This is a genomic window from Methylobacterium sp. Leaf125 (assembly GCF_001423085.1).
GTDB lineage: Bacteria > Pseudomonadota > Alphaproteobacteria > Rhizobiales > Beijerinckiaceae > Methylobacterium.
In genome coordinates this window covers 235,080-255,948 of record NZ_LMNU01000012.1, presented here as the reverse complement: position 1 = coordinate 255,948, position 20,869 = coordinate 235,080, and the positions used below count along the sequence as shown (strand labels likewise).

Sequence of the window (20,869 nt, the reverse complement as noted above, 5' to 3'; positions counted from 1 at the left end):
GCGCGCTCGTTCGACTTCGCAGACACAGGTCCGCGCCATCTCGAAGAACCGGGATGTTCGAAGTCGGACGAACCGTGTCGCCCCGCACAGGATGGTGTTAGACGGGACGGCGGTCCTGTCGGCCGGGCGATCCGCCCTCGGCGCGCGGCCGGGAGCCACATCGTGCCGGAACTCGCTGGCCCTTCAGGCCTCTCGACCCTGGCGGATGCCGGGACGACTCCCTCGCAGAGGCGCTTCGCGGTTGCGGTCGCCACGGCGTTCGGCCTCCTGACGCTCGCCCTCCTGCCCATCGTGGCGGACCCGGTGCGTGCGATGCCGGGATTCGTCCCGAGCTACCAAGCCGCGCTCACCACGGTCTACGCGGTCACCACCTACCTGTTCTTCGCGCAGTATCGGCGCACCCGTTCGGTTCCGCTGCTGGTCCTGGCCGCCGGCAGCCTGTTCACGACGCTCGTCGTGGCAGTGCAGCTCCTCAGCTTCCCGGGCCTGTTCGGACCGGGACGGATCGTCGGCTCCGCGCCCGGCACCACCACCTGGCTCTGGACCCTGTGGCATGTCGGGCCGCCGCTCTTCGCCCTGCCCTATGCGATCATGGAGGGCGATCAGCGCCCGCGCCTCGTGCGGCGCGCCCGCGTGGGAGTCGTCGGTTGGCTGACGGCCCTCGCCGTCGCTGCCGGCGTCGGCGCCTTGAGCTGGATCGTCATCGCCTATGTCGAGTACCTGCCCCGCAGCGTCGAGGGCGACAATTACTGGCTGCTGACCACGTCGGGAGTGGGTCCGGCCGTCGTGCTGCTCACGGTGGCGGCCCTCGCGACGCTGTGCTGGCGCACGCGCCTGCGCACCGTGCTGCAGCTCTGGCTCGCGGTCTCGCTGCTGCTCCTCGTTTTCGACAACCTCATCACCCTGCCGGGCGCAGCCCGGGGCACGGTGGGCTGGTTCGCCGGGCGGCTGGAGGCTCTGGCGGCCGGCATCGTCGTCCTGGCCGTCTACCTGCGTGAGGTCGACGTCCTGTACGGCGCCGCGGAGGCGGCCGCCATCCAGAGCGAGCGCCAGCGGACGGAGTTGGAGATCGCGCGCGACAACGTCACGATCGCCCTCGAGGCGGCCGATATGGGCAATTGGACCCTCGACCTTCAGACCGGAACCTCCGTTCGCACGCTGCGGCACGACCGCATCTTCGGCTACGACAGCCTGCTTCCGCGCTGGGGCCTCGCCGACTTCCTGGAGCATGTGGTCGTCGACGACCGGGCTGTCGCGGAAGCCGCCATGGCCCGGGCGCAGGACGAGAACACCCTCTGTTTCCAGTGCCGGATCACCCGGGCCGGGGACGGGGCCGAGCGTTGGATCGACGTGCGCGGCAGACTCTATCGGGACCCGGATGGGAGCCCCACCAGCATGGCCGGCGTGGTGATCGATACCACCGATCGGCGCGAGGCCGAGCAGCGGCTCAGCCAAGCGCAGAAGATGGAAGCGATCGGCCAGCTCACGGGTGGCGTCGCCCACGACTTCAACAATCTTCTCACGGTCATCGTCGGAAACCTCGACATGATCGTACGCCGGCCTGACAATGCGCAGCGGGTCGAGCGCCTGGCCACCTCGGCGATGACGGCGGCCCGGCGCGGTGCTGAGGTCACGGAAAAGCTCCTGTCCTTCTCGCGCCGGCAGGTCCTGCGGCCCGAGACCGTCAATCCCAATCACCTCCTCAAGGACTTCCAGGGCCTGCTGCAGCGCGCGGTGGGCGAGACCGTCGGCATCGTCCTCGACCTCGACGCGGCCCTGGATCCCGTTCGCCTCGATCCCGGTCAATTCGAGAGCGCCATCCTGAACCTTGCGGTCAATGCCCGCGATGCGATGCCGAATGGCGGAACCCTGACGATCCGGACCGAAAACCTGTCCCTCACGCCGGAGCGCCGGGCGGCCTGGCCCGATCTGACACCCGGCGATTACGTCCGCGTCTCGGTCAGCGACACCGGCCTCGGCATGGATGCGGCGACGGTCGCCCGAGCATTCGAGCCGTTCTTCACCACCAAGGATGTCGGCAAGGGCACCGGTCTCGGCCTGAGTCAAGTCTACGGCTTCGCGCGCCAGGGCGGCGGTCAGGTCCGGGTCGCGAGCGCGCCGGGCCAGGGCACCACCATCACCATCGATCTTCCGCGCTCGGCCGAGCCCATGGTCCAGGCCGCCCGGGCGGACGTGCTCCTGCCCCTGCGTCGGGCCGCGGAGGGTGAGGTCGTCCTCGTGGTGGAGGACGAGGCCGCGGTGCTGGAAATGGCCGTCGAGAGCCTGTCGGAGCTCGGCTATCGGACCCTCACCGCCACCCATGCGGCCGAGGCGCTGCAACGCCTGAAGGGGCCGGAGCGCATCGACATCCTGTTCTCCGACGTGGTGATGCCAGGGGGGATGAACGGCGTCGAACTCGCGACCCATGCCCGGGCTCTGCGCACCGGTCTGCGGGTGCTGCTTGCCTCGGGCTATACCGGCTCCGCGCTGGGCGAACAGGGCGTCCCCGTCGACCTGCCGCTCCTGAGCAAGCCTTACCGCCGTGAGGATCTCGCCGACAAGCTTCGGGTGGTCATGGGCGGGCGTTGAGGACCACCGGCACCCCTCAGGGTTTCGGCAACATCCGGTCGCTGATGATCCGACGCTGGATCTCGCTCGTTCCCTCGAAGATCGTGGTCAGGCGTGCGTCGCGCCAGTAGCGCTCCACCCGCCGCTCGGTGGTGTAGCCGTTGCCGCCGTGCAACTGCATCGCCTGGTTCGTCACCCGCACCGCCATCTCGGTGGCGACGAGTTTAACCATGGCCGACTCGCTCTCCGCGGGTTCGCCCGCGTCGAGGAGATGGGCCACCTGGTTCCAGAAGGCGCGGGCCTGGGCGACATCGGCCGCCATGTCGGCCAAGGCGAAGCGCAGGGCCTGAAAGTCGCCGATCGGGTGGCCGAATTGCTCACGTTCCTGCAGGTAGGCCTGGCAATCCTCGAGGGCGGCCCGGGCGACCCCGACCGCGCGTGCAGCCGTATGCACCCGTGCGATGTTGAGGCCCCGTTGGACCGAGGCGAAGCCGCCGGAATCCGCATCCGCGCCCTGGTCGCCGTAGAGCCCGGTCAGGCGATCGCTCTCCGGCACCCGTACGCCGTCGAGCGCGAGCTCGAAGGTCAGGAATCCGTGATAGCCGATCTTGTCGATGACCCGGCCTGTCATGCCCGGCGGGAAGGTTCCTGGATCCTTGACCACGAGGAAGGGTTCGAGCCCGGCCGAGCGCGGTTCACCCGGCTCCGGATCGCGGGTCCGGGCCAAGACCTCGACGAAATCCGCGGCCTTGGCGAAGCCCGCCCAGCGCTTGGTTCCCGTCAGCACCCAGGTGTCGCCCTCGCGCACCGCCCGGGTCTGCACGCCGGCGAGGTCGGAGCCGGCAGTGGGCTCCGAGAGCGCGATTCCGCCGATCCATTGTCCCTTCGCCGACTTTTCGAGAAGAGCCTTCCGCCGCTCCGGATCGAGGGTCTGGGTGCCGAGACCCTGACCCCGCGCCAGGATGCTGCCCACCGAGAGCCAGGCCCGGGCGAGTTCCTCCGAGACGAGGCAGTACTCGAACACGCCGAGGCCGAGGCCGCCCTGCTCGGCCGGGATGGTGATGCCGAACCAGCCCTTGGCAGCCATCCGATCGATGAGGCTGCGGGGCATCTCCGCCTTCTGCGGATCGAGTTCGTCCGCCAGCGGCATCACAACGTCCCGGGCGAAGGCGCGCGCTTCGGCCTGAAGCGTCGCCCGGGCTTCGCTGCGCCATGGGGTCAGTAGCTCTGGCGGAACGGCCTCCTTCAATGCGCGCTTCGCCATGCCGCCCTCCCTCGCGATTGCGCCCGATTCTTCCGACCTGGTGTCCGGGTCGGCCGTGGCAGCTTGCGTGTCGCACGGTGAAGCTAGAGCGATCGTCGGTGATGTCGACCATTCCGCTCGGGACGGTCCCGAACCGTCCCGCGGGGTGCCGCGCCGGACCGCTGGAGGGAGCGGCGAAATGTTTCGTATCGAACATAAGGCAGCGCGTTGCGCGGCCCGCGCGATCCGCGTAGGCACCGCACTGGAGATCGCGGCGGGGGCTGTCAGCGAGGAGCGAACGACTTGAGCTTAACCTCAGGGTCGCCACCGGCCGAGGCTCTGACTGCCTGCGACCGAGAGCCGATTCACCGCCTCGGCGCGCTGCAGCCCCATGGGTTCCTTGTGGCCCTCCGGGGCGCGGAACGGCGGATCGTGCAGGCGAGCGCCAACGTTCCGGGCGGGACGGACGGGGTTCTCGGCCGACCCTTCGCCGATCTCTTTCCGGACCTCGACGGGCTTCTCCCGCCGGACCTGGGCGAGGCGGAGCGCGACGGCGCGCAGTACCTGCGCACGGTCACGCTGGCGACGGCGGATGGGCCTCGGGCTTACGATCTGGCGGTCCATCGCTCGGACCCGATCACCATCCTGGAATTCGAGGCGGTGGAGAGTGCCCTCGCCTCCGACCACAGTCTCGACGCGCTCTATCCGCGTCTGAGCCGCTTCGTCGAGGGCCTGCACGACGCCGCCTCCGTCGCCGACCTGTGCCATCTCGTGGCCGTCGACATCCGCCACATCACCGGCTTCGACCGCACCCTCGTCTATCGGTTCGACCGGGACTGGCACGGCACCGTCATCGCCGAGGATGGGAACGGGGTCCTGCCCTCCTACCTCGACCTCCGTTTTCCGGCGAGCGACATCCCGGCCCAGGCCCGCGAACTCTACCGCCGCAACCGCCTGCGGATCATTCCCGATGCCGCGTACGATCCGGTCCCGATCCTGCGCGCGGCCGGTGAGAGCGCGGAGCCCCTCGACCTCAGCCAGTCGATCCTGCGCAGCGTTTCGCCGGTGCATGTCGAGTACATGCGCAACATGGGCACGATGGCCTCGATGTCGGTGTCGATCCTCGTCGACGGCGCCCTGTGGGGCCTGATCTCCTGCCACAACGCGGAGGCCCGCCGGGTGCCGCTGCAGGCGCGGAACGCCTGCGACTTCCTCACGCGCATCTTCGCCCTGCAACTCGCCGCCAAGGAGCGCGGCGCCGAAGCCGAACAACGCCTGCGCCTCGGGGCGATCCAGTCGCGGCTGCTCGGCTTCATGGCCGAGGAGGAGAACTTCCTCGACGGCTTGCTCAAGCATCCCGACGATGTCCTGGCCCTCGCCGGAGCGTCGGGCGCGGCGGTGATCACCTCGGACAGCTGCCGGCTCCTCGGGGCGACGCCCCGGGAATCCGAGGTGCGGGCAATCTACCACTGGCTCTCCAGTGGCCCGGGTGGTGCCGACCTCGTGGTCACGGATGCCCTGAGCGAGGCCTATCCGCCGGCACGCGCCTTCGCCGAACGGGCCAGCGGCCTCCTGGCGATCTCGATCTCGCAGAAATATGCCAGCTACGTGCTCTGGTTCCGACCTGAGGTGGTGCGTACGGTGAAGTGGGGTGGCGACCCGACCAAGGCCGCCGTGCCCGATCCGGGCGGCGGCCCCGAGCGATTGCACCCTCGGCAATCCTTCGCCACCTGGAAAGAGACGCTGCAGAACCGCTCCCTCCCCTGGACGCGGGCCGAAACCGAATCGGTGAAGGACCTGAGGGCGTCCGTGCTCGGGATCGTTCTGCGGCGGGCGGAGGAGCTCGCCTCCCTCAGTGAGGAATTGCAGCGCTCCAACAAGGAGCTGGAAGCCTTCTCCTACTCGGTCAGCCACGACCTCCGCGCGCCCTTTCGGCATATCGTCGGGTATTCGGAGCTGTTGCGCTCGCGCGAGGGCAGCCGCCTGTCGGAGAAGGGGCGGCACTACATCAACACGATCATCGAGGCGGCCTTCTCGGCGGGCACCCTGGTCGACAACCTGCTGCGCTTCTCACAGATGGGCCGCAACGCCCTGAACCCGGTCGCCGGTGATCTCAATGCCCTGGTCGAGGAGGTCCGCCGCGGCGTCCTGCGCGATGTCCCGGCCGAGCGGACGATCCATTGGACCATCGGACAGCTCGGACGGGTCAACGCCGATCCGGTGATGTTGCGGCTCGTCATCGAGAATCTGCTCTCGAACGCAATCAAGTACACCCGGGATCGGGCGGAGACCACGATCGAGATCGGTCGTCTGGATGGTTGGAGCGCTGATAGCGGACAGGAGGACGATGCGGCGGAGCAGGCCGTCTTCTTCGTGCGCGACAACGGCGTCGGGTTTGACATGGCCTATGTCGACAAGCTGTTCGGCGTGTTCCAGCGCCTGCACCGGGTAGAGGAATTCGAGGGGACCGGCATCGGCCTTGCGAACGTCCGGCGCATCGTCGAGCGCCACGGTGGACGCACCTGGGCCGAGGGCGCCGTGGGACGGGGCGCAACCTTCTATTTCACGCTGCCGACGCCGAGGGCGGTGCCCAATCCGAATCCCGCGAATCGAGCTCGATCGTCGCGGAACCCCAGGGAAGCGCGCTGATCCATGCCCGATCTGAAGCCGATCCTCCTCGTCGAGGATAATCCAAACGACATCGAGCTCACCCTCGCCGCCCTGGACAAGAGCCAGCTCGCGAATGAAATCGTGATCTGCCGCGACGGTGCCGAGGCCCTCGACTTCCTTTATCGCCGCGGCGATTTCGCCGATCGGGATGCGCGCGACCCGGCCGTCGTCCTGCTCGACCTCAAGCTGCCCAAAGTCGACGGACTGGAGGTCCTTGCGCAGGTCAAGGGCGATGTCCGGACCCGTGCGATCCCGGTTGTGATGCTGACGTCGTCGCGAGAGGAAACCGACCTCGTTCGGTCCTACGACCTCGGCGTGAACGCTTTTGTGGTCAAGCCCGTTGGGTTCACGGAATTCTTCGAGGCGATCCAGGATCTCGGCGTCTTCTGGGCGGTGCTGAACGAGCCGCCGCCGCATCGGGGAGGAGGTTGGCCATCAAACACGTGACACAGCCCGAGCCCGATCAGGCGATGCTGGACACCTCCGGGCCCGCCCTCCTGAAAATCCTGCTCCTCGAAGACAGCGACCTCGATACGGAGCTCCTCGGTGCGGTCCTCGATGATCTCGGGCATCCCTATCGGATCGACCGCGTGATGACAGCGCCGGACTTCACCGCCGCGGCGGCGTCCTGCAGACATAATCTCATCCTCGCCGACTACGTTTTGCCGACCTTCGACGGCCTCAGCGCGCTGGCGATCGCGCGTGCCCAATGTCCAGGAACGCCGTTCGTCTTCGTTTCGGGTACCCTCGGCGAGGATGTCGCAGTGGAGGCCCTGAAGCGGGGTGCGACGGATTACGTGACGAAGCAGCGCCTCGACCGCCTACCTCGGACCATCATGCGTGCCCTCGCCGAGGCGCGCGCCCATGCCGAGCGCGAGCGCGCACTCCAGGAGTTGCGGGACCTCAATGCGACCCTGGAAGCGCGTGTCCGGATCCGCACGGGCGATCTCGCCGCCGCCAACGCAGAACTGCACCGCCAGATTGCCGAGCGCGAGCGCGTTGAGGAGGCTCTGCGTCAGGCTCAGCGCCTTGAAGCCGTGGGACAGCTGACCAGCGGCGTCGCTCACGACTTCAACAATCTGCTGACGGTGATCTCCGGCAACATCGAATTCCTCGAACGGGCCGTCCCCGACGAGCGTTCTCAGCGTCGGCTTCAGATGATGCGCGGCGCGGCCGACCGCGGTGCGCGCCTGACGGCGCAACTCCTCGCCTTCTCGCGACGGCAGCGCCTGGAGCCGACGCCGGTGGAACTGAACCAGACCGTCGCCTCCATGCGCGATCTTCTGCAGAGTTCGATCGGCGGCGCAGTGCGCATCGAGATGATGCTCCAAGCCGATCTTTGGTCGGCCCTCGTCGATGCCACACAGATCGAACTGGTGATCCTGAACCTCGCGATCAACGCGCGCGATGCCATGGCGGTCGGCGGCTGCCTCACCATCGAGACCGCGAACGTCACCCTCACGCAGCCCCCTGCCCGTCCGGAGGAGCCGGCCCCGGGCGAGTACGTGATGCTCGCGGTGAGTGACACCGGCACCGGTATCGCGCCGGAAGTCCTGGCGCGCGTATTCGAGCCGTTCTTCACAACGAAGGCGGTCGACAAGGGGTCGGGCCTCGGCCTCGCTCAGGTCTATGGTTTCGTGAAGCAGTCCGGCGGTGGCGTTCGCATCGACACCCGGATCGGCGAAGGCACCTCCGTGCGGATCTACCTGCCGCGGGCGGAAGGCGCCGCCTCGGTTCGCGAGGCACCCCAACCGGTCATCGACTGCGCCGAACAGCGTCGGACGGGAGATCGACCCGTGGTCCTCGTCGTGGACGACGATAGCGCCGTTCGCGAGATCACCACCTCGATCCTGTCCGAGAATGGCTATCGCATCCGCGAGGCCGGATCTGGACTTGCCGCGCTCACGGCTCTCGATTCCGACGCCTGTGTCGATTTGATCGTTCTGGATTTCGCCATGCCGGGCATGAACGGGGCTGAGGCCGCGTGCGAGATCCGCAGTCGCTGGCCGCATCTTCCCGTGATGTTCGTGACGGGATACGCCGACACCGCCGCGCTGATGGTGGCAGGCGAGGTCGGAGCCGAGCGCATCGTCCAGAAACCGTTTCAGCGCGGCGAACTCGAGCGCAAGGCCGCCGCCATCCTCGCCGAGGCGTCCCTCGGCCAAGCCGGCTTGCGCCTCGTGGTCAGCCAGCGCCACTCCGCCTGAGGCTGTCGAGGATCCGGCTGGGTCTCACGCGACTGCCGCGAGGGTCGTTCGGGCACCGATCCACGGCATCTGGCCGTAGCGATCATTGTCGAGCGGCAACAATCGACCCCGTCCGCTGGCCATGTCGCGCAGGTATTGCATGCCCTGCCAAGCCGGGAAGACGGCGTCGCTCGCCGGCGTCACGGCGCGAGCGATCCGGATCAACAGGCTGAGGCGCTTCAGGCCGCCCGCCCGCCACAGGCCGAAGGGACGACCCGTCAGGTCGGTCATGAGGGTCGCCAGGACGCGCGGCGTCACGGTATCGCCGGCGATGCGCAGGATGCGCGGCGCTTCGGAGTCGAGGGCGGCCGCCGCGGTGTAGCGCGCGACGTCGTCCTTGGCGGTGAAATCGAGGGGCTGGTCGGCATCGCCCCAGTAAAGGATGCGCCGCGGCCTCTGCAGGACGATCGGCGCCTCACCTGTGAGCAGATCGGCGAAGGCCCCGTTGAGGATCGAGGTTGCACGGATCGGTGTCCGGTCGACCCGGTCCATGAAGTGCCGGCGCAAGTCGAGATTGCGGTTGTCCCCTGGCCGGGTACGCGTGAAGTCGAGGGAGAAGTCCGAAGGGATGAAGCGCGGCACACCGGCGGCGACCGTTGCATCGAGCAACCGACCCTGCGCTTCGAGGATGACGGGCTCCAATCCGTTCAGGGCCGAGACGACGCAGGCAGCACCATGACAGGCGTTCGCAAGCGAACGTGGATCGCCATAGTCGACGGTGACCGGTGTCACGCCAGGCGGAAAATTCCCCGGCTTGACGCCGGCACGCACGAGAGCCCTGACGTCTGCGCCCCGCGCCACGAGTGCTCTCGCAATGCGGCCCCCGAGATCGCCTCCGACGCCCGCAAGCAGGACGGTTTGCGCGGACGGGCGGGTCGAATCCATGGGCAATCACGGTCCTGATTGTTCCGGCTTCTGATCGGGAACACCCCGGAGGCCGCTTCGCCCTTAAGGTAGGTCGGACGACCGAAAGTCCAGGCCTGCGCCCATGAGCGAGGCACGGTTCTCAGAAGCCGATCGCCAGGATGAGGCGTGCGGCAAGGGCAGCGCCGACGGCCGGGTCAGCCACCAGGGTCAGGGCATAGCCCCAATCCGAGTCGCCCTTACCGGAGATGGGCAGGACCGCATGGGCGCGTCGAGGCCCGAGGTCTCGGGCTCGGTTGATTGCGTCGCCCGTGGCGCCGCCCAACGACAGTCCGATACCTCAGACGACCATGCCGACGCGGTCGGGTACGAGACCAGTGGGGATGGTGCCCGCTACGCCTACGGTCTGCGACAGCAATGCGCTGATGATGAGGATCAGCAGGACCGTGCCGATGATTTCGCGCATCCAGTTCGCAAAGGTGTTTTGGATTGCCGGATCGATGCGGAAGCAGGCCCGTTTCGCCTCCGGGCCCTCGGTGATGGCCCAAGGCGGCAGGTCGTCTGGCCAAACGACAGTCGCTGCCAGCACGGCGAAGGCCCAGCCGGCGGTGATCGCGATCCAGCCCGCGCCTTCCGCCTTCGAGCCGCGCAGGAGGGCGCCGGCGACCACACCACGGCCCAGGATGATCACCACCCTCGTGCCGAGACGTACGCCCAGGAATGGCGACGTCATGACATGCCCTCCGATGTTTCCTTGCGGTTCCGGGGTCATCGATGTCGTTGAGGGTTTCAGTCGTCCTGCATGTCCCAGTCGAAGGAGCGCTTCACCGCCCGGCCCCAGGCCGCGGTGATGCGCTGGCGCTGCGCCGCGTCCATATTGGGCTCCCAACGCCGGTCGACGCCCCAGTTGCGCACGAGGTCGTCCGTGCTCTTCCAGTAGCCGGTCGCGAGACCGGCGGCGTAGGCGGCTCCCAGAGCAGTGGTCTCCGTCACCTTCGGCCGCACGACGGGCACGTCGAGGATATCGGCCTGGAATTGCATGAGGGTGAGGTTGGCGACCATGCCGCCATCCGCGCGTAGCTCGCGCACCGGAATGCCGGAATCCTTCTCCATTGCCTCCAGCACCTCGTGGGTCTGAAACGCTGTGGCTTCCAGGCAGGCGCGGGCGACGTGACCGCGATTGGCATAGCGGGTGAGGCCGATGATCAGGCCGCGGGCGCCCTCGTTCCAGTGCGGCGCGTAGAGCCCCGAAAAGGCGGGTACGATGTAGACGCCGCCATTGTCCTCCACCGTGGTGGCGAGGCGCTCGACCTCGGCGCTGTCCTGGATCATGTGCAGGTTGTCGCGCAGCCACTGTACCAGCGCGCCCGTGATCGCGATGGACCCTTCCAACGCGTAGACCGCCGGCTTGCCATCGACCTTGTAGCCCAGGGTCGTCACGAGGCCGCAGGTTGAGGGCACCGGCGCCTCGCCGGTGTTCATCAACGCGAAGCAACCCGTGCCGTAGGTGTTCTTCGCCTCGCCGGGCTGAAAGCAGGTCTGGCCGAACAGGGCGGCTTGCTGATCTCCGAGAATTCCGGCGATCGCCACCCCGGCGAAGGGTACGCGGGTCTCGCCGTAGACCTGGGACGACGAAACGATCTCCGGCAGCATTGCGCGGGGGATCCCGAACGTGGCGAGCATGCCGTTGTCCCAGGCCAGGGTCTCCAGGGACATGAGCTGGGTGCGACTGGCATTGGTCACATCGGTGACGTGGAGGCCGCCATCCGGGCCGCCGGTGAGATTCCAGACGAGCCAGGTATCGATGTTGCCGAACAGAACGTCGCCGGCTTCCGCCTTCTCCCGCGCACCGTCGACGTGGTCGAGGAGCCAGCGCAGCTTCAAGCCCGAGAAGTAGCTCGCCAATGGAAGGCCGGTGAGTGCCCGGAACCGATCGCGGCCACCGTCGCGCGCGAACTCGGTCACCAGGCGGTCGTTCCGCGTGTCCTGCCAGACCAGCGCATTGTGAAGCGGGACACCCGTGCGGCGATCCCAGATCAGCGTGGTCTCACGCTGGTTCGTGATGCCGATCGAGACCAGATCCTTCGGGGTCAAGCCGGCGCTTTGAAGGGCATCCTGCATGACGGCCTGCGTGTTGCGCCAGATCTCCATCGGATCGTGCTCGACGTGACCGGGCCGCGGATAGACCTGCGCATGTTCCCGCTGCTTGCAGGAAACGATCTGTCCTGCGCGATCGAAGACGATGAAGCGGCTGCTGGTGGTACCTTGGTCGATGGCGCCAACATACTGAGACATGGCTGTCGTCCTCCCTTGGAAGGTTCGTCGAAGATGCCTGGGCCGGTCTTCACGCCAGGTTCGGTGCAGAGGAATTCCCTGGCGTCACGCGGCTTCGGCCTTCGGCGCGACGGAGGGGGCGCGGCGGACAGCGCCTTCCGGGGTCGTGCGCAGGACGAGCTTCGAGCGCCGCCAGAGGACGTCCTCAGCGGTCCGCGCCCATTCGGCGCGATCGAGACAGTCGACCTCGGCCGCCGTCAAGCCGCCGTTGAAGGCTTCGCCGAGACCCGCGAGAGCGCTGGAGCCACCAACGAGGGCGCGTGCTTCGGTCTCATAGGCCTGCGCCGGGCGCCGCGCGGTCTCGGCCGGGAGGAACGGAGCCTCACGGAGGAACTGCCCTGGGAAGGCCCCGAGCTCTGCCTCTGGGACCGCGTCGCCGGGTCGGACCGCATGGCCGGTCCAGGCCTTCCTGAGACCCGGGAAGTGATGCATGATGTTCTCGATCGCGTGCTCGGCAAGGCGACTGTAGGTCCTGATTTTGCCGCCGAAAACCGAGAACGCCGGGGCCTGACCGCCGGCATTATGAAAGTCGGGCACATAGTCTCGGGTGACGGCCGAGGCGTGAGCTGCCGCGTCGCCGTAGAGCGGGTGCACGCCGGAGGAGCTCCAGACCATGTCCCGCAACCTGCTCGACCGCGTCATCGTCGGCACCTGCGTGCCCCAGGCGGGTTTCGTCGGCTGCAACGACGGCGAGGGTCGGCGCGCATCACCGGCACCGTGAGCTACCGCTGGTAGGCCGTTCCCGGGCGTAGGCCGTGCGGGCCCGATCGGAGACGCGTACGGCCGAACGGTGCGTCGGAGCGTGTTGGGACAATGCGATGTGGCGACCCCGGTTGGGCTCGAACCAACGACCTGCCGCTTAGAAGGCGGCTGCTCTATCCAGCTGAGCTACGGAGTCGGGGGTGCCAGGGCCCGTAAAAGGCATGGGTCCTGCTCGGGGTCAAGCCTTTCGGTCCCGGTGGCGAGGCCCCGGTATTCGGCGCCCGAGGCGGGTCGCCGCGCGGCGTGCGACGACGGGCCGGGGCCGGCCGTTCCGACGCTTTGCGCGCAGGGCCGCTTCGAAAAAGTCCCTCCGGCCCTGTGGGATGCCGAACCATCGTCGTCGGTAGCCGCGCCGGGAGCGGATGGGCGCCGGCGGCCTGAGCGGAGAGCCTCGCCATGAGCGGTACGAATCAGCGCGGAGGCGTGATCCCGGCCCCGGTAAAGGGAGGCCTCGTCGCCGACCTGACGCAGGCGGCGGCGTTCTACGTCGAGGTGTTCGGGGCGGGGATCGCCACCGCGATGTCCGTCGACGACCAGGGCCGGACGATGCACGTGCATCTCCGCCTCAACGGGGCGTCTCTGATGATTAAGCGACGCGTTTCCCGAGCACGGCCATGTGCTGCAGCGGCCGCAGGCCTTTGCCCTGCTACGCCCAGGCCGTCGCGGCCGGCGCAACCGCCGTAATGTCACCGGCCGACATGTTCTGGGGCGATCGCTACGACCAGCTGCAAGACCCCTTCGGCGTGCTCTGAACGATGAACCAGCAGAGGCGCTGACCGACCCTCCCCCGCAAACTCTGGCGCGGATGGCTGCCATGACCGACACGACCGGACGCGACCTTGTCCTCAGCCGCCCCATTCCCGCTTCGCCTGCCCTCATGCGGGCGGTGTCAGAGAGGGATTAAAACCGGGGTCGCCGCAAAAACGACGGATTTCTCGCAGGCCGTGGAACCACTGTCCCATGCTTACGCTTGTATAGCAAAGGTTACGGCATAGGTAAGGGATCCAACATGAAGACCTTGGCGACCGCCCTCACAGGCATACTCGGTGTCTGCGTTCTCTCCGCGAGCCCTGTTCTGGCGGCTCCCTATGATCCGTTCGGCACGAATTCCGGCGAGGATTACTACTCGTCCGATCCGGCCTACGGCTACGGCCGCACGACCGATGATCCGTACGGCTACCCGGCCACCGCCGGACAGGGCTACCAGGCCGCGCCCCAGGCGCAGGTTGCCCCGATCCCGCGCGAAATCGTGGCCTTCGACGGAAACTATAAGCCGGGTACGATCGTGGTCTCCACGGCCGAGCGGCGCCTCTACTTCGTGATGCCGAATGGCGAGGCCCTTCGCTACGGCGTCGGCGTCGGTCGCCCGGGCTTCACCTGGTCGGGCGTGAAGACGGTGACCGCGAAGAAGGAGTGGCCGTCTTGGACGCCCCCCGCCGCGATGATCGCCCGTCGTCCCGACCTGCCGCGCTACATGGCCGGCGGCGTGGAGAACCCGCTTGGTGCCCGCGCCATGTACATCGGCAGCACCGAGTACCGCATCCACGGCTCCAACGAGCCTGATACGATCGGTCAGGCCGTCTCGTCAGGCTGCATCCGGATGACCAACGAGGACGTCACCGATCTCTATGAGCGGGTGAAGGTCGGCGCCAAGGTCGTCGTCCTGAACTGAAATCGCCCGACGGGATCATCAATTGGAATGCCGCGCCATCCACGAGGATGACGCGGCTTTCTGCGTTCGGCGCGTCGACTCTTCGAACGCTCAGGGGACCACGCGCCCGACCGCGGTCTGCGGCGGGCTGAAGGGCGCGATCGGCATGTTGCAGAAGCAGCGCGCACCGAGCGGCCGCGGACCCGGGAGCGGGCAGGAATAGGGCTGGAAGCCGGTCAGGCCCGACTGGACCGCGTCGCAGTTCAAGCCGACCTCGCGACGGGGCGGCAGGCGGCGCTCCTCATAGGCCCGGCGCGGCGGCGGCCGATCGTAGCCGTCATCGTAATACTGCGCGCTGGCACTCTGTGCCGCGAACAGCCCGACGAGAACCGTGAGGATCAGACTGCCTCGGGAGATACGTCGCATGGTCTTACGCCCTCGTTGACCGCGCCGCTCCGGGACACCCGGGCACGGCGCGGCGTCAGGGTTAGGAGACACGCCCGTGGTGGGCAAGTCTCGTTCTCGACACGGGGCATTTCGGCCGGTTTCGGCCGGCACGCGCGGCCCTGAACGCAAACAGCCCGCTCGGCCGGGGGCGAAGCGGGCTGCGAGGCGTGGAGCCGCGAGGGCTCCGCGGACAGGCGATCAGGAGTTGGTCGCGTTCCGCATGGCCTGCTCGGCATCGCTGCCGGCCTTGCGAGCGGCCTCGGAGCCCTGCTCCATGGCCTTGCGGGCATGCTCGGCGCCTTCCTGCATGGCGCCCTTGGCCTTTTCGGCGCTCTGCTGGATCGCCGACTGGGCGAGACCACCGAACTCCTTGGCCTGGGCCTGAATCGCGGCGAACTGGCTGCGCACGAACTCGGCCTGATGCTGCATGGCTTCCTGCAGGTCGCGCGAGCGGACAAGCTTCTGGGCGAGGTCGAAGGCCGCTGTCACGTTCTGCTCGGCGAACTCGAAGCCGCGGGCGGACACATCGTGCGCATTGGTGCGTGCCATCTCGGCGGAACCCTGCACGGTGTCTGCGGTGCGGCGGGCGGCGCTGATGAAGGTGTCGAAGGCCTTGCGGGCCTGATCGACGCTCTTCTCGGCGAAATCGCGCATCTCGGCGGGAACCTCGTAATTCGGGGTGCTGCTCATTATCCTCTCCTCGTTCTGAATTGTTGATGGCTTGTTGTGCGCTGCACAATAGCACAGCCCCAGCCCTATGCCACCCTGCTCGGGAGCATTAAGGTTGACAACAGGTAAACGTGCGGCGGCTCCTCTCGTGGCTTATGGAGAGGCGGTGACGCGGTAAAAAGGACGTCACGTTCCAAGATTCGTCACGCGAAACAGGTGCGGATGTTCGAGAGTGGAGCCTCAGGGCCGGGTTGGAAGGACGACGGGGCGATTCAGGCGGCTCTGCGTCGATGCGCGGATGATTCGCGCCTCGGCGCCCGCATGAGCGATCCCGGAACGGCGATTCTGCTCCTCAATGCGGACGGGACGCGGATCCTGCACGCCTCGCCTCGGGCCGAGAGCCTTCGAGACGGCATTGGCGGATCGGACGGCCGCGTCGACGCGGAGCTGCGGCTCGGCGAGCAGATCGGGCGCGCCCCCCTGCGGACCAATGAGCCGCTGCTGATGCGGTTGCATCTCGACCCCCGGCGCCTCGCACCGCCGGTGTTGTTCAGCGTGATGCGCGTCGCCCTCACCGCGTCGCGCGACGCCGTCGTGCTCGTCGCGAACACGCCGCTGCCGATTCGGCTGCCGCCTCGTCGTCCGCGCAGCGAACACGGCGCATCGGCGGTCGATAGCGATCCGAGCGTTGCGCCGGACGACGTGAACGCGCCAATCTCGCAAGACGCGGTCGCGCAAGAACCGGTCTCGCACGAGCCGGTCGTCGAGATGGAAGCGCCGATCGTCGCCCGGCAGCGCTTCACCTGGGAGAGCGACGCGACGGGGACGATCCTCCAGGTCTCGCCGGCAGCCGGACCGGCCCTGCGCCGACGCCTCGAGGGGCGGAGCTGGCAGGCCTTGGCTGACGCGGACGTCCTGTGCGATGCCGGTGGCCTGCTCGCCGCCCTCGACCTGGGGCGGACCTTCCGGGCGATCCCGCTGACGCTGATCGCGGCGGATGGCGGCCTCTGTGACCTCGACGTGTCCGGCGCGCCGAAGAATCGGGCCGGTTCGGGCTTTCGCGGCTTCGGGCAGATCCGGTCGATCATGGCTCCGGTGGCGACCTCCTCGGAACTCGAGATCGAACCGGCGCCCGCATCACCGACACCCGCGGAGGTGGCCGCTTCCCATCCGCACGCGGCCTCGCACGCTGAGGCCGAGGCAGCGGCCGATGCGCCGGTCGAGGCCGTGGCGGATGCGCCGGCCGGTTCCGCTGTCGAGGCCGCTGTCGAGTCCTCCGATCCGCATCTCTCGAGCCACGAGCACGCCGCGTTCCGCGAGATCGCGCGCGCCCTGGGTGCCCGGTTCGCGGGCGACGAGCGTTCGGACAAGGAAGCCGAGCCCAGCTTACCCTGCGCGGTGATGCCGTTTCCGGTCCCGTTCGTGCGGTCGTCCGAGGAGCCGTTGCCCGATGGCGCCATGGTGGCGACCCTGGAGCGCATTCCCGCCGGCGTGCTGGTCTACCGCGACGACACCGTGCTGTTCGCCAACCAGCCCCTCCTGCGCCTCGTAGGGTACGCGACGCGGGAGGAGCTGACGGCGGCTGGTGGGATCGTCCACCTGTTCGGTGGCCTCGATCCGCAGGACCGTCCGGCGGGTGAGGCACCCCTGGTTCTCGCGACCCGCGGCGGCGGGCGGGTCAGCGTCCTGATCGAGCAATCCGCCCTGGAATGGGCCGGTCGACCCGCACAGCTTCTGCTCGCCCGCGACGCCGAGCCGAGCGAGGATGCCCGCGCCGCAAAGGCGACCGCGATCGCCCAGGATTTCGCCGCCCGCCACAGCCTCGATGCCCGCGCGGTGCTCGATGCGCTGGAGGACGGCATCGTGCTGCTCGATCATCAGGCTCGCATCCTCTCCCTGAACCGACGCACCGCCGAGACCTTCGGGCTCGAGCCGCGCGAGGTGGTGGGCGCGAGTTTCCTCGGCCTGTTCGCCTCCGAGCATGCCGTCGACCTGCTGGCACGCCTGCACGCCGAGCCGGGCGCTCCGGTGCGGGACGAGATGCCGGTGGCGGCACGCGGCACGGGTCGTCGTCTTTGGGTGAAGCTGCTGCCGCTCTCCGGCGACGCGGAGGAGCGCGTCTGCGCGGTGATCCGCGACGCGCCCGCAATGCCTGACCGGGTCGGGGCCGACCTGCGTCATGCGGCCGACCTCGGAACTGCGCCGGCGGAGCGGGACGCGATTTCGCAGCAGGCCGAGCTCCTGACCCAGGTCGGTCAGACGATCCAGGCGCCGCTGAAGGCGATGCTCGATTCGCTCGACGGTCTCATCGACCGGACCGGTCATTCGACGGGGTCGCAGCACGACCGGGCGTCCCTCCAGGGCGTTCACGATTCGGGCACGCGCCTGCTCGATCTCGTCACGGATCTGCTGGACCTGGCGCGAATCGAATCCGGGAAGGTCGACCGGGTCATCGCGGACATGTCCCTGAACGACGTGGTCTCGCGCTGCGTCGCCCTCCTCCACCCCGAGGCCGTCCGGCGGCGCATCGTCCTGCGCACGAGTTTCTTCACCGACCTGCCGGTTCTCTCGGCCGACGAGCGCTTCGTGCAGCAGGCGACCCTGAACGTCATCGCGAACGCCATCGCGCTGACGGAGGCCGGCGGGCAGGTCATCGTCTCGACCTCGCTCGCCGACCGCGGGGAGATCGCCCTGCGCATCCGCGACACCGGGGTCGGGATGTCGGCGGCCGAGATGGAGGGGGCCCTGCATCCCTTCCGGTCGGGCCTCCCGGTCGAACCCGCCCGCGGAACCGGCCTGGGGCTGCCGCTGACCAAGGCCCTCACCGAGGCCAATCACGGTCGCTTCCACATCTCGAGCCGGAAGGACGAGGGCACCCTGGTGGAGATGCTGTTCCCCGTGCCCGGGGCGACGAAGCGGGCCTGAGAGCGGGCCGGCGTCGCTGCAACCGGCCTACGCAGCGTGCGTTGGATCCAGAGCGGAGGGGAGCCCTCCCCTGCCATGGAGACAATGATGCGTGCGTTGACGTTGATCGCCGTCCTGGGGATCGGTTTGCCGGGGGTTGCCCTGGCTCAGCAGAGTGGCACCGAGCCGAATATGGGATCGGCCGGTCAGTTCCGGAACATCACTTCGACCGGCGTGACCAAGCCGCCGGGCCGCGGGGCCGCACCGGACGAGGACCGCACGTCCGACGCCACCCGCAAGCAGCGCGCCATCGATAAAAAGGTCGAGACCGGCATCTGCATTGGCTGCAACTGACATTCGTTCAAACAAAACCACGGTCCTGTCCCGCCCTTAGCCATAAGGGTGCTTGCGGGGAATATGTCGTTGAGCCTATGACGGTATTTGGAAGACCCGGCTGCGTGAACAGTCGCGATACGATCGGGCACCGATAGGGACAACGCGATGGACGAGAAGGTGGTCGAAGTGCGTTCGACGTGGAGCGAAGGCGCCCACGTCGACAACGCTCAGTACCTGGCCATGTATCAGGTCTCCGTCGCCGATCCAGAGACGTTCTGGAGCGAGCACGGCAAGCGCATCGACTGGATGACGCCTTTCACACGGGTGAAGAACACCAGCTTCCAGCCTGGGCAGATCTCGATCAAGTGGTTCGAGGACGGGCAGACGAACGTCGCCTACAACTGTATCGACCGCCATCTCGCGTCGCGGGGCGATCAGGTCGCGATTATCTGGGAAGGCGACGACCCAAGCGAATCCAAGCACATCACCTACCGTGAGCTTCATTCCGAAGTCGGGAAGATGGCCAACGTGCTGCGCAACCGCGGCGTGTCGAAGGGGGACCGGGTCACCATCTACCTGCCGATGATCCCCGAGGCCGCCTACGCGATGCTCGCCTGCGCCCGCCTCGGCGCGATCCACTCCATCGTCTTCGGCGGGTTCTCGCCGGATTCCCTGGCCGGCCGCATCGAGGGCTGCGCCTCCAAGATGGTCATCACGGCCGACGAGGGACTGCGCGGCGGCCGCAAGGTGCCGCTGAAGGCCAATGTCGACGCGGCGATCGCGCGCCTGCCCAAGGACAGCGTCGACCACGTCGTCGTGGTGCGCCGCACCGGGTCGTCGATCGCGATGGAAGCCGGCCGCGACGTCTATTACGACGAGGCCGCCGCCCAGGTGACCGATGAGTGCCCGGCCGAGCCGGTGGAGGCCGAGCACCCGCTCTTCATCCTCTACACCTCCGGCTCGACGGGCCAGCCGAAGGGCGTGGTCCACACCACCGGCGGCTATCTCGTCTACGCGTCGATGACGCATCAGTACGTCTTCGATTACCGCGAGGGCGAGGTCTACTGGTGCACCGCCGATGTCGGCTGGGTCACGGGTCACTCCTACATCGTCTACGGGCCCCTCGCGAACGGCGCGACGACCCTGATGTTCGAGGGCATTCCGACCTACCCGTCGAATTCCCGCTTCTGGGACGTGGTCGACAAGCACAAGGTCAACATCTTCTACACCGCGCCCACCGCGATCCGCTCGCTGATGGGTGGCGGCGAGGGCCCGGTGAAGAAGACCTCCCGCGCCTCCCTGCGCGTCCTCGGTTCGGTCGGCGAGCCGATCAACCCGGAGGCTTGGGACTGGTACTACAAGGTGGTGGGCGATTCCCGCTGCCCCATCGTCGACACTTGGTGGCAGACCGAGACCGGCGGTATCCTGATCACCCCGCTCCCGGGGGCGACCAAGCTGAAGCCCGGCTCTGCGACGCGGCCGTTCTTCGGCGTCCAGCCCATCGTGGTCGATGCCGAGGGGAAGACCCTGGACGGTCCCTGCGAAGGCAACCTCTGCATCAAGGATTCCTGGCCGGGCCAGATGCGCACCGTCTACGGTGATCACGAGCGCTTCGAGCAGACGTACTTCTCGACCTACCCGGGCAACTACTTCACCGGTGACGGCTGCCGCCGCGACGCGGATGGCTATTACTGGATCACCGGCCGGGTCGACGACGTCATCAACGTCTCGGGTCACCGGATGGGCACGGCTGAGGTCGAATCCTCCCTCGTCGCACACCCGAAGGTCTCGGAGGCCGCGGTCGTCGGGTATCCCCACAACGTCAAGGGCCAGGGCATCTACGCTTACGTCACCCTGATGGAGGGCGAGGAGGGCTCGGACGAACTGCGCAAGGAGCTCGTGACCTGGGTCCGCAAGGATATCGGGCCGATCGCCTCGCCGGATCTGATCCAGTTCGCACCGGGCCTGCCCAAGACCCGCTCGGGCAAGATCATGCGCCGCATCCTGCGCAAGATCGCCGAGGATGAATTCTCGTCGCTGGGTGACACCTCGACGCTCGCCGAGCCGGCGGTGGTCGACGACCTGATCGAGAATCGCCAGAACCGGACGCACTGAGCGAGTCCGGCGCTCCGATCGCGCGGAGCGGGTGACCCTCACTCCGCGCGGACCTCTGCC

16 protein-coding genes, 1 tRNA gene and 1 pseudogene are annotated in these 20,869 nt (G+C 67.9%); 9 read left to right on the top strand and 9 right to left on the bottom strand.

Annotated features, from left to right (window positions below; genetic code table 11):
• The first annotated feature begins 162 nt into the window (after positions 1-162).
• Positions 163-2,589, top strand: coding sequence for an MASE4 domain-containing protein (locus tag ASF58_RS12370; RefSeq protein ID WP_244477301.1), 2,427 nt, complete (start codon positions 163-165; stop codon positions 2,587-2,589).
• 16 nt (positions 2,590-2,605) lie between these two features.
• On the opposite strand, the gene ASF58_RS12365 is transcribed toward ASF58_RS12370, so the two are convergent.
• A complete protein-coding gene (locus ASF58_RS12365) occupies positions 2,606-3,832 on the bottom strand; it encodes an acyl-CoA dehydrogenase family protein (RefSeq protein ID WP_055952324.1) in 1,227 nt (408 codons plus the stop codon).
• A 282-nt stretch (positions 3,833-4,114) separates the two neighbouring features.
• Between ASF58_RS12365 and ASF58_RS12360 the strand changes: the two genes are divergently transcribed.
• Genes ASF58_RS12360 through ASF58_RS12350 form a run of 3 tightly spaced genes read left to right on the top strand, consistent with a single transcriptional unit; the run spans position 4,115 to position 8,688 of the window.
• Positions 4,115-6,460 (top strand): ATP-binding protein, encoded by a 2,346-nt coding sequence (locus ASF58_RS12360; protein ID WP_082513018.1) that lies wholly within the window; start codon positions 4,115-4,117, stop codon positions 6,458-6,460.
• A 3-nt stretch (positions 6,461-6,463) separates the two neighbouring features.
• Positions 6,464-6,928: a response regulator gene (locus ASF58_RS12355; RefSeq protein WP_055952319.1), complete on the top strand. Its 465-nt coding sequence runs from the start codon at positions 6,464-6,466 to the stop codon at positions 6,926-6,928.
• A gap of 23 nt (positions 6,929-6,951) precedes the next feature.
• Positions 6,952-8,688 carry a response regulator gene (locus ASF58_RS12350; protein WP_055952316.1) on the top strand — a complete coding sequence of 579 codons (1,737 nt, stop codon included), beginning with the start codon at positions 6,952-6,954 and terminating at the stop codon, positions 8,686-8,688.
• A 24-nt stretch (positions 8,689-8,712) separates the two neighbouring features.
• On the opposite strand, the gene ASF58_RS12345 is transcribed toward ASF58_RS12350, so the two are convergent.
• The 6 genes from ASF58_RS12345 to ASF58_RS12325 all read right to left on the bottom strand — a co-directional run bounded on the left by ASF58_RS12345 (position 8,713) and on the right by ASF58_RS12325 (position 12,823).
• Complete coding sequence (locus ASF58_RS12345; protein ID WP_055952313.1) at positions 8,713-9,612, bottom strand: NmrA family NAD(P)-binding protein; 900 nt, start codon at positions 9,610-9,612, stop codon at positions 8,713-8,715.
• A gap of 121 nt (positions 9,613-9,733) precedes the next feature.
• Positions 9,734-9,916, bottom strand: a complete 183-nt coding sequence (locus ASF58_RS27100) for a hypothetical protein (protein ID WP_244477300.1) — start codon at positions 9,914-9,916, stop codon at positions 9,734-9,736.
• Between the two features lie 15 nt (positions 9,917-9,931).
• Positions 9,932-10,324, bottom strand: a complete 393-nt coding sequence (locus tag ASF58_RS12340; RefSeq protein ID WP_244477299.1) for a hypothetical protein — start codon at positions 10,322-10,324, stop codon at positions 9,932-9,934.
• A 56-nt stretch (positions 10,325-10,380) separates the two neighbouring features.
• Positions 10,381-11,886 carry a glycerol kinase GlpK gene (gene glpK, locus ASF58_RS12335; RefSeq protein WP_055952311.1) on the bottom strand — a complete coding sequence of 502 codons (1,506 nt, stop codon included), beginning with the start codon at positions 11,884-11,886 and terminating at the stop codon, positions 10,381-10,383.
• Positions 11,887-11,970: 84 nt separating this feature from the next.
• Entirely contained in the window at positions 11,971-12,540 is a 570-nt protein-coding gene (locus tag ASF58_RS12330) for a hypothetical protein (RefSeq protein WP_055952309.1), read from the bottom strand.
• A gap of 206 nt (positions 12,541-12,746) precedes the next feature.
• Positions 12,747-12,823: transfer RNA gene (locus ASF58_RS12325), tRNA-Arg, on the bottom strand.
• A gap of 260 nt (positions 12,824-13,083) precedes the next feature.
• Here ASF58_RS12325 and ASF58_RS27095 point away from each other — a divergent pair.
• Positions 13,084-13,439, top strand: a pseudogene (locus ASF58_RS27095) (VOC family protein).
• A gap of 257 nt (positions 13,440-13,696) precedes the next feature.
• Positions 13,697-14,359: a L,D-transpeptidase gene (locus ASF58_RS12320; RefSeq protein WP_055952306.1), complete on the top strand. Its 663-nt coding sequence runs from the start codon at positions 13,697-13,699 to the stop codon at positions 14,357-14,359.
• 90 nt (positions 14,360-14,449) lie between these two features.
• Here ASF58_RS12320 and ASF58_RS12315 read toward each other — a convergent pair whose 3' ends face one another.
• Together ASF58_RS12315 and ASF58_RS12310 are read right to left on the bottom strand one after the other, a co-directional pair.
• Positions 14,450-14,764, bottom strand: a complete 315-nt coding sequence (locus ASF58_RS12315) for a hypothetical protein (protein WP_055952303.1) — start codon at positions 14,762-14,764, stop codon at positions 14,450-14,452.
• A 219-nt stretch (positions 14,765-14,983) separates the two neighbouring features.
• Positions 14,984-15,475 carry a phasin gene (locus ASF58_RS12310; RefSeq protein ID WP_055952300.1) on the bottom strand — a complete coding sequence of 164 codons (492 nt, stop codon included), beginning with the start codon at positions 15,473-15,475 and terminating at the stop codon, positions 14,984-14,986.
• A gap of 300 nt (positions 15,476-15,775) precedes the next feature.
• On the opposite strand from ASF58_RS12310, the gene ASF58_RS12305 reads away from it, so the two are divergent.
• The 3 genes from ASF58_RS12305 (at position 15,776) to acs (ending at position 20,809) form a co-directional block, all read left to right on the top strand.
• Positions 15,776-18,379 (top strand): ATP-binding protein, encoded by a 2,604-nt coding sequence (locus ASF58_RS12305; RefSeq protein WP_055952296.1) that lies wholly within the window; start codon positions 15,776-15,778, stop codon positions 18,377-18,379.
• Positions 18,380-18,466: 87 nt separating this feature from the next.
• Entirely contained in the window at positions 18,467-18,712 is a 246-nt protein-coding gene (locus ASF58_RS12300; RefSeq protein ID WP_156375644.1) for a hypothetical protein, read from the top strand.
• A 147-nt stretch (positions 18,713-18,859) separates the two neighbouring features.
• The gene (acs, locus tag ASF58_RS12295) at positions 18,860-20,809 is read left to right on the top strand and encodes an acetate--CoA ligase (RefSeq protein WP_055952282.1); all 1,950 of its coding nucleotides are present in this window, start codon (positions 18,860-18,862) and stop codon (positions 20,807-20,809) included.
• Positions 20,810-20,869: the final 60 nt, after the last annotated feature.

Coding starts and splice junctions, on each gene's coding strand:
- ASF58_RS12365 (WP_055952324.1), bottom strand. CDS start 3,832: ATGGCGAAGCGCGCATTGAAGGAGGCCGTTCCGCCAGAGCTACTGACC.
- ASF58_RS12355 (WP_055952319.1), top strand. CDS start 6,464: ATGCCCGATCTGAAGCCGATCCTCCTCGTCGAGGATAATCCAAACGAC.
- ASF58_RS12350 (WP_055952316.1), top strand. CDS start 6,952: ATGCTGGACACCTCCGGGCCCGCCCTCCTGAAAATCCTGCTCCTCGAA.
- ASF58_RS12345 (WP_055952313.1), bottom strand. CDS start 9,612: ATGGATTCGACCCGCCCGTCCGCGCAAACCGTCCTGCTTGCGGGCGTC.
- ASF58_RS12340 (WP_244477299.1), bottom strand. CDS start 10,324: ATGACGTCGCCATTCCTGGGCGTACGTCTCGGCACGAGGGTGGTGATC.
- glpK (WP_055952311.1), bottom strand. CDS start 11,886: ATGTCTCAGTATGTTGGCGCCATCGACCAAGGTACCACCAGCAGCCGC.
- ASF58_RS12330 (WP_055952309.1), bottom strand. CDS start 12,540: ATGGTCTGGAGCTCCTCCGGCGTGCACCCGCTCTACGGCGACGCGGCA.
- ASF58_RS12320 (WP_055952306.1), top strand. CDS start 13,697: ATGAAGACCTTGGCGACCGCCCTCACAGGCATACTCGGTGTCTGCGTT.
- ASF58_RS12315 (WP_055952303.1), bottom strand. CDS start 14,764: ATGCGACGTATCTCCCGAGGCAGTCTGATCCTCACGGTTCTCGTCGGG.
- ASF58_RS12310 (WP_055952300.1), bottom strand. CDS start 15,475: ATGAGCAGCACCCCGAATTACGAGGTTCCCGCCGAGATGCGCGATTTC.
- ASF58_RS12305 (WP_055952296.1), top strand. CDS start 15,776: ATGAGCGATCCCGGAACGGCGATTCTGCTCCTCAATGCGGACGGGACG.
- ASF58_RS12300 (WP_156375644.1), top strand. CDS start 18,467: ATGCGTGCGTTGACGTTGATCGCCGTCCTGGGGATCGGTTTGCCGGGG.
- acs (WP_055952282.1), top strand. CDS start 18,860: ATGGACGAGAAGGTGGTCGAAGTGCGTTCGACGTGGAGCGAAGGCGCC.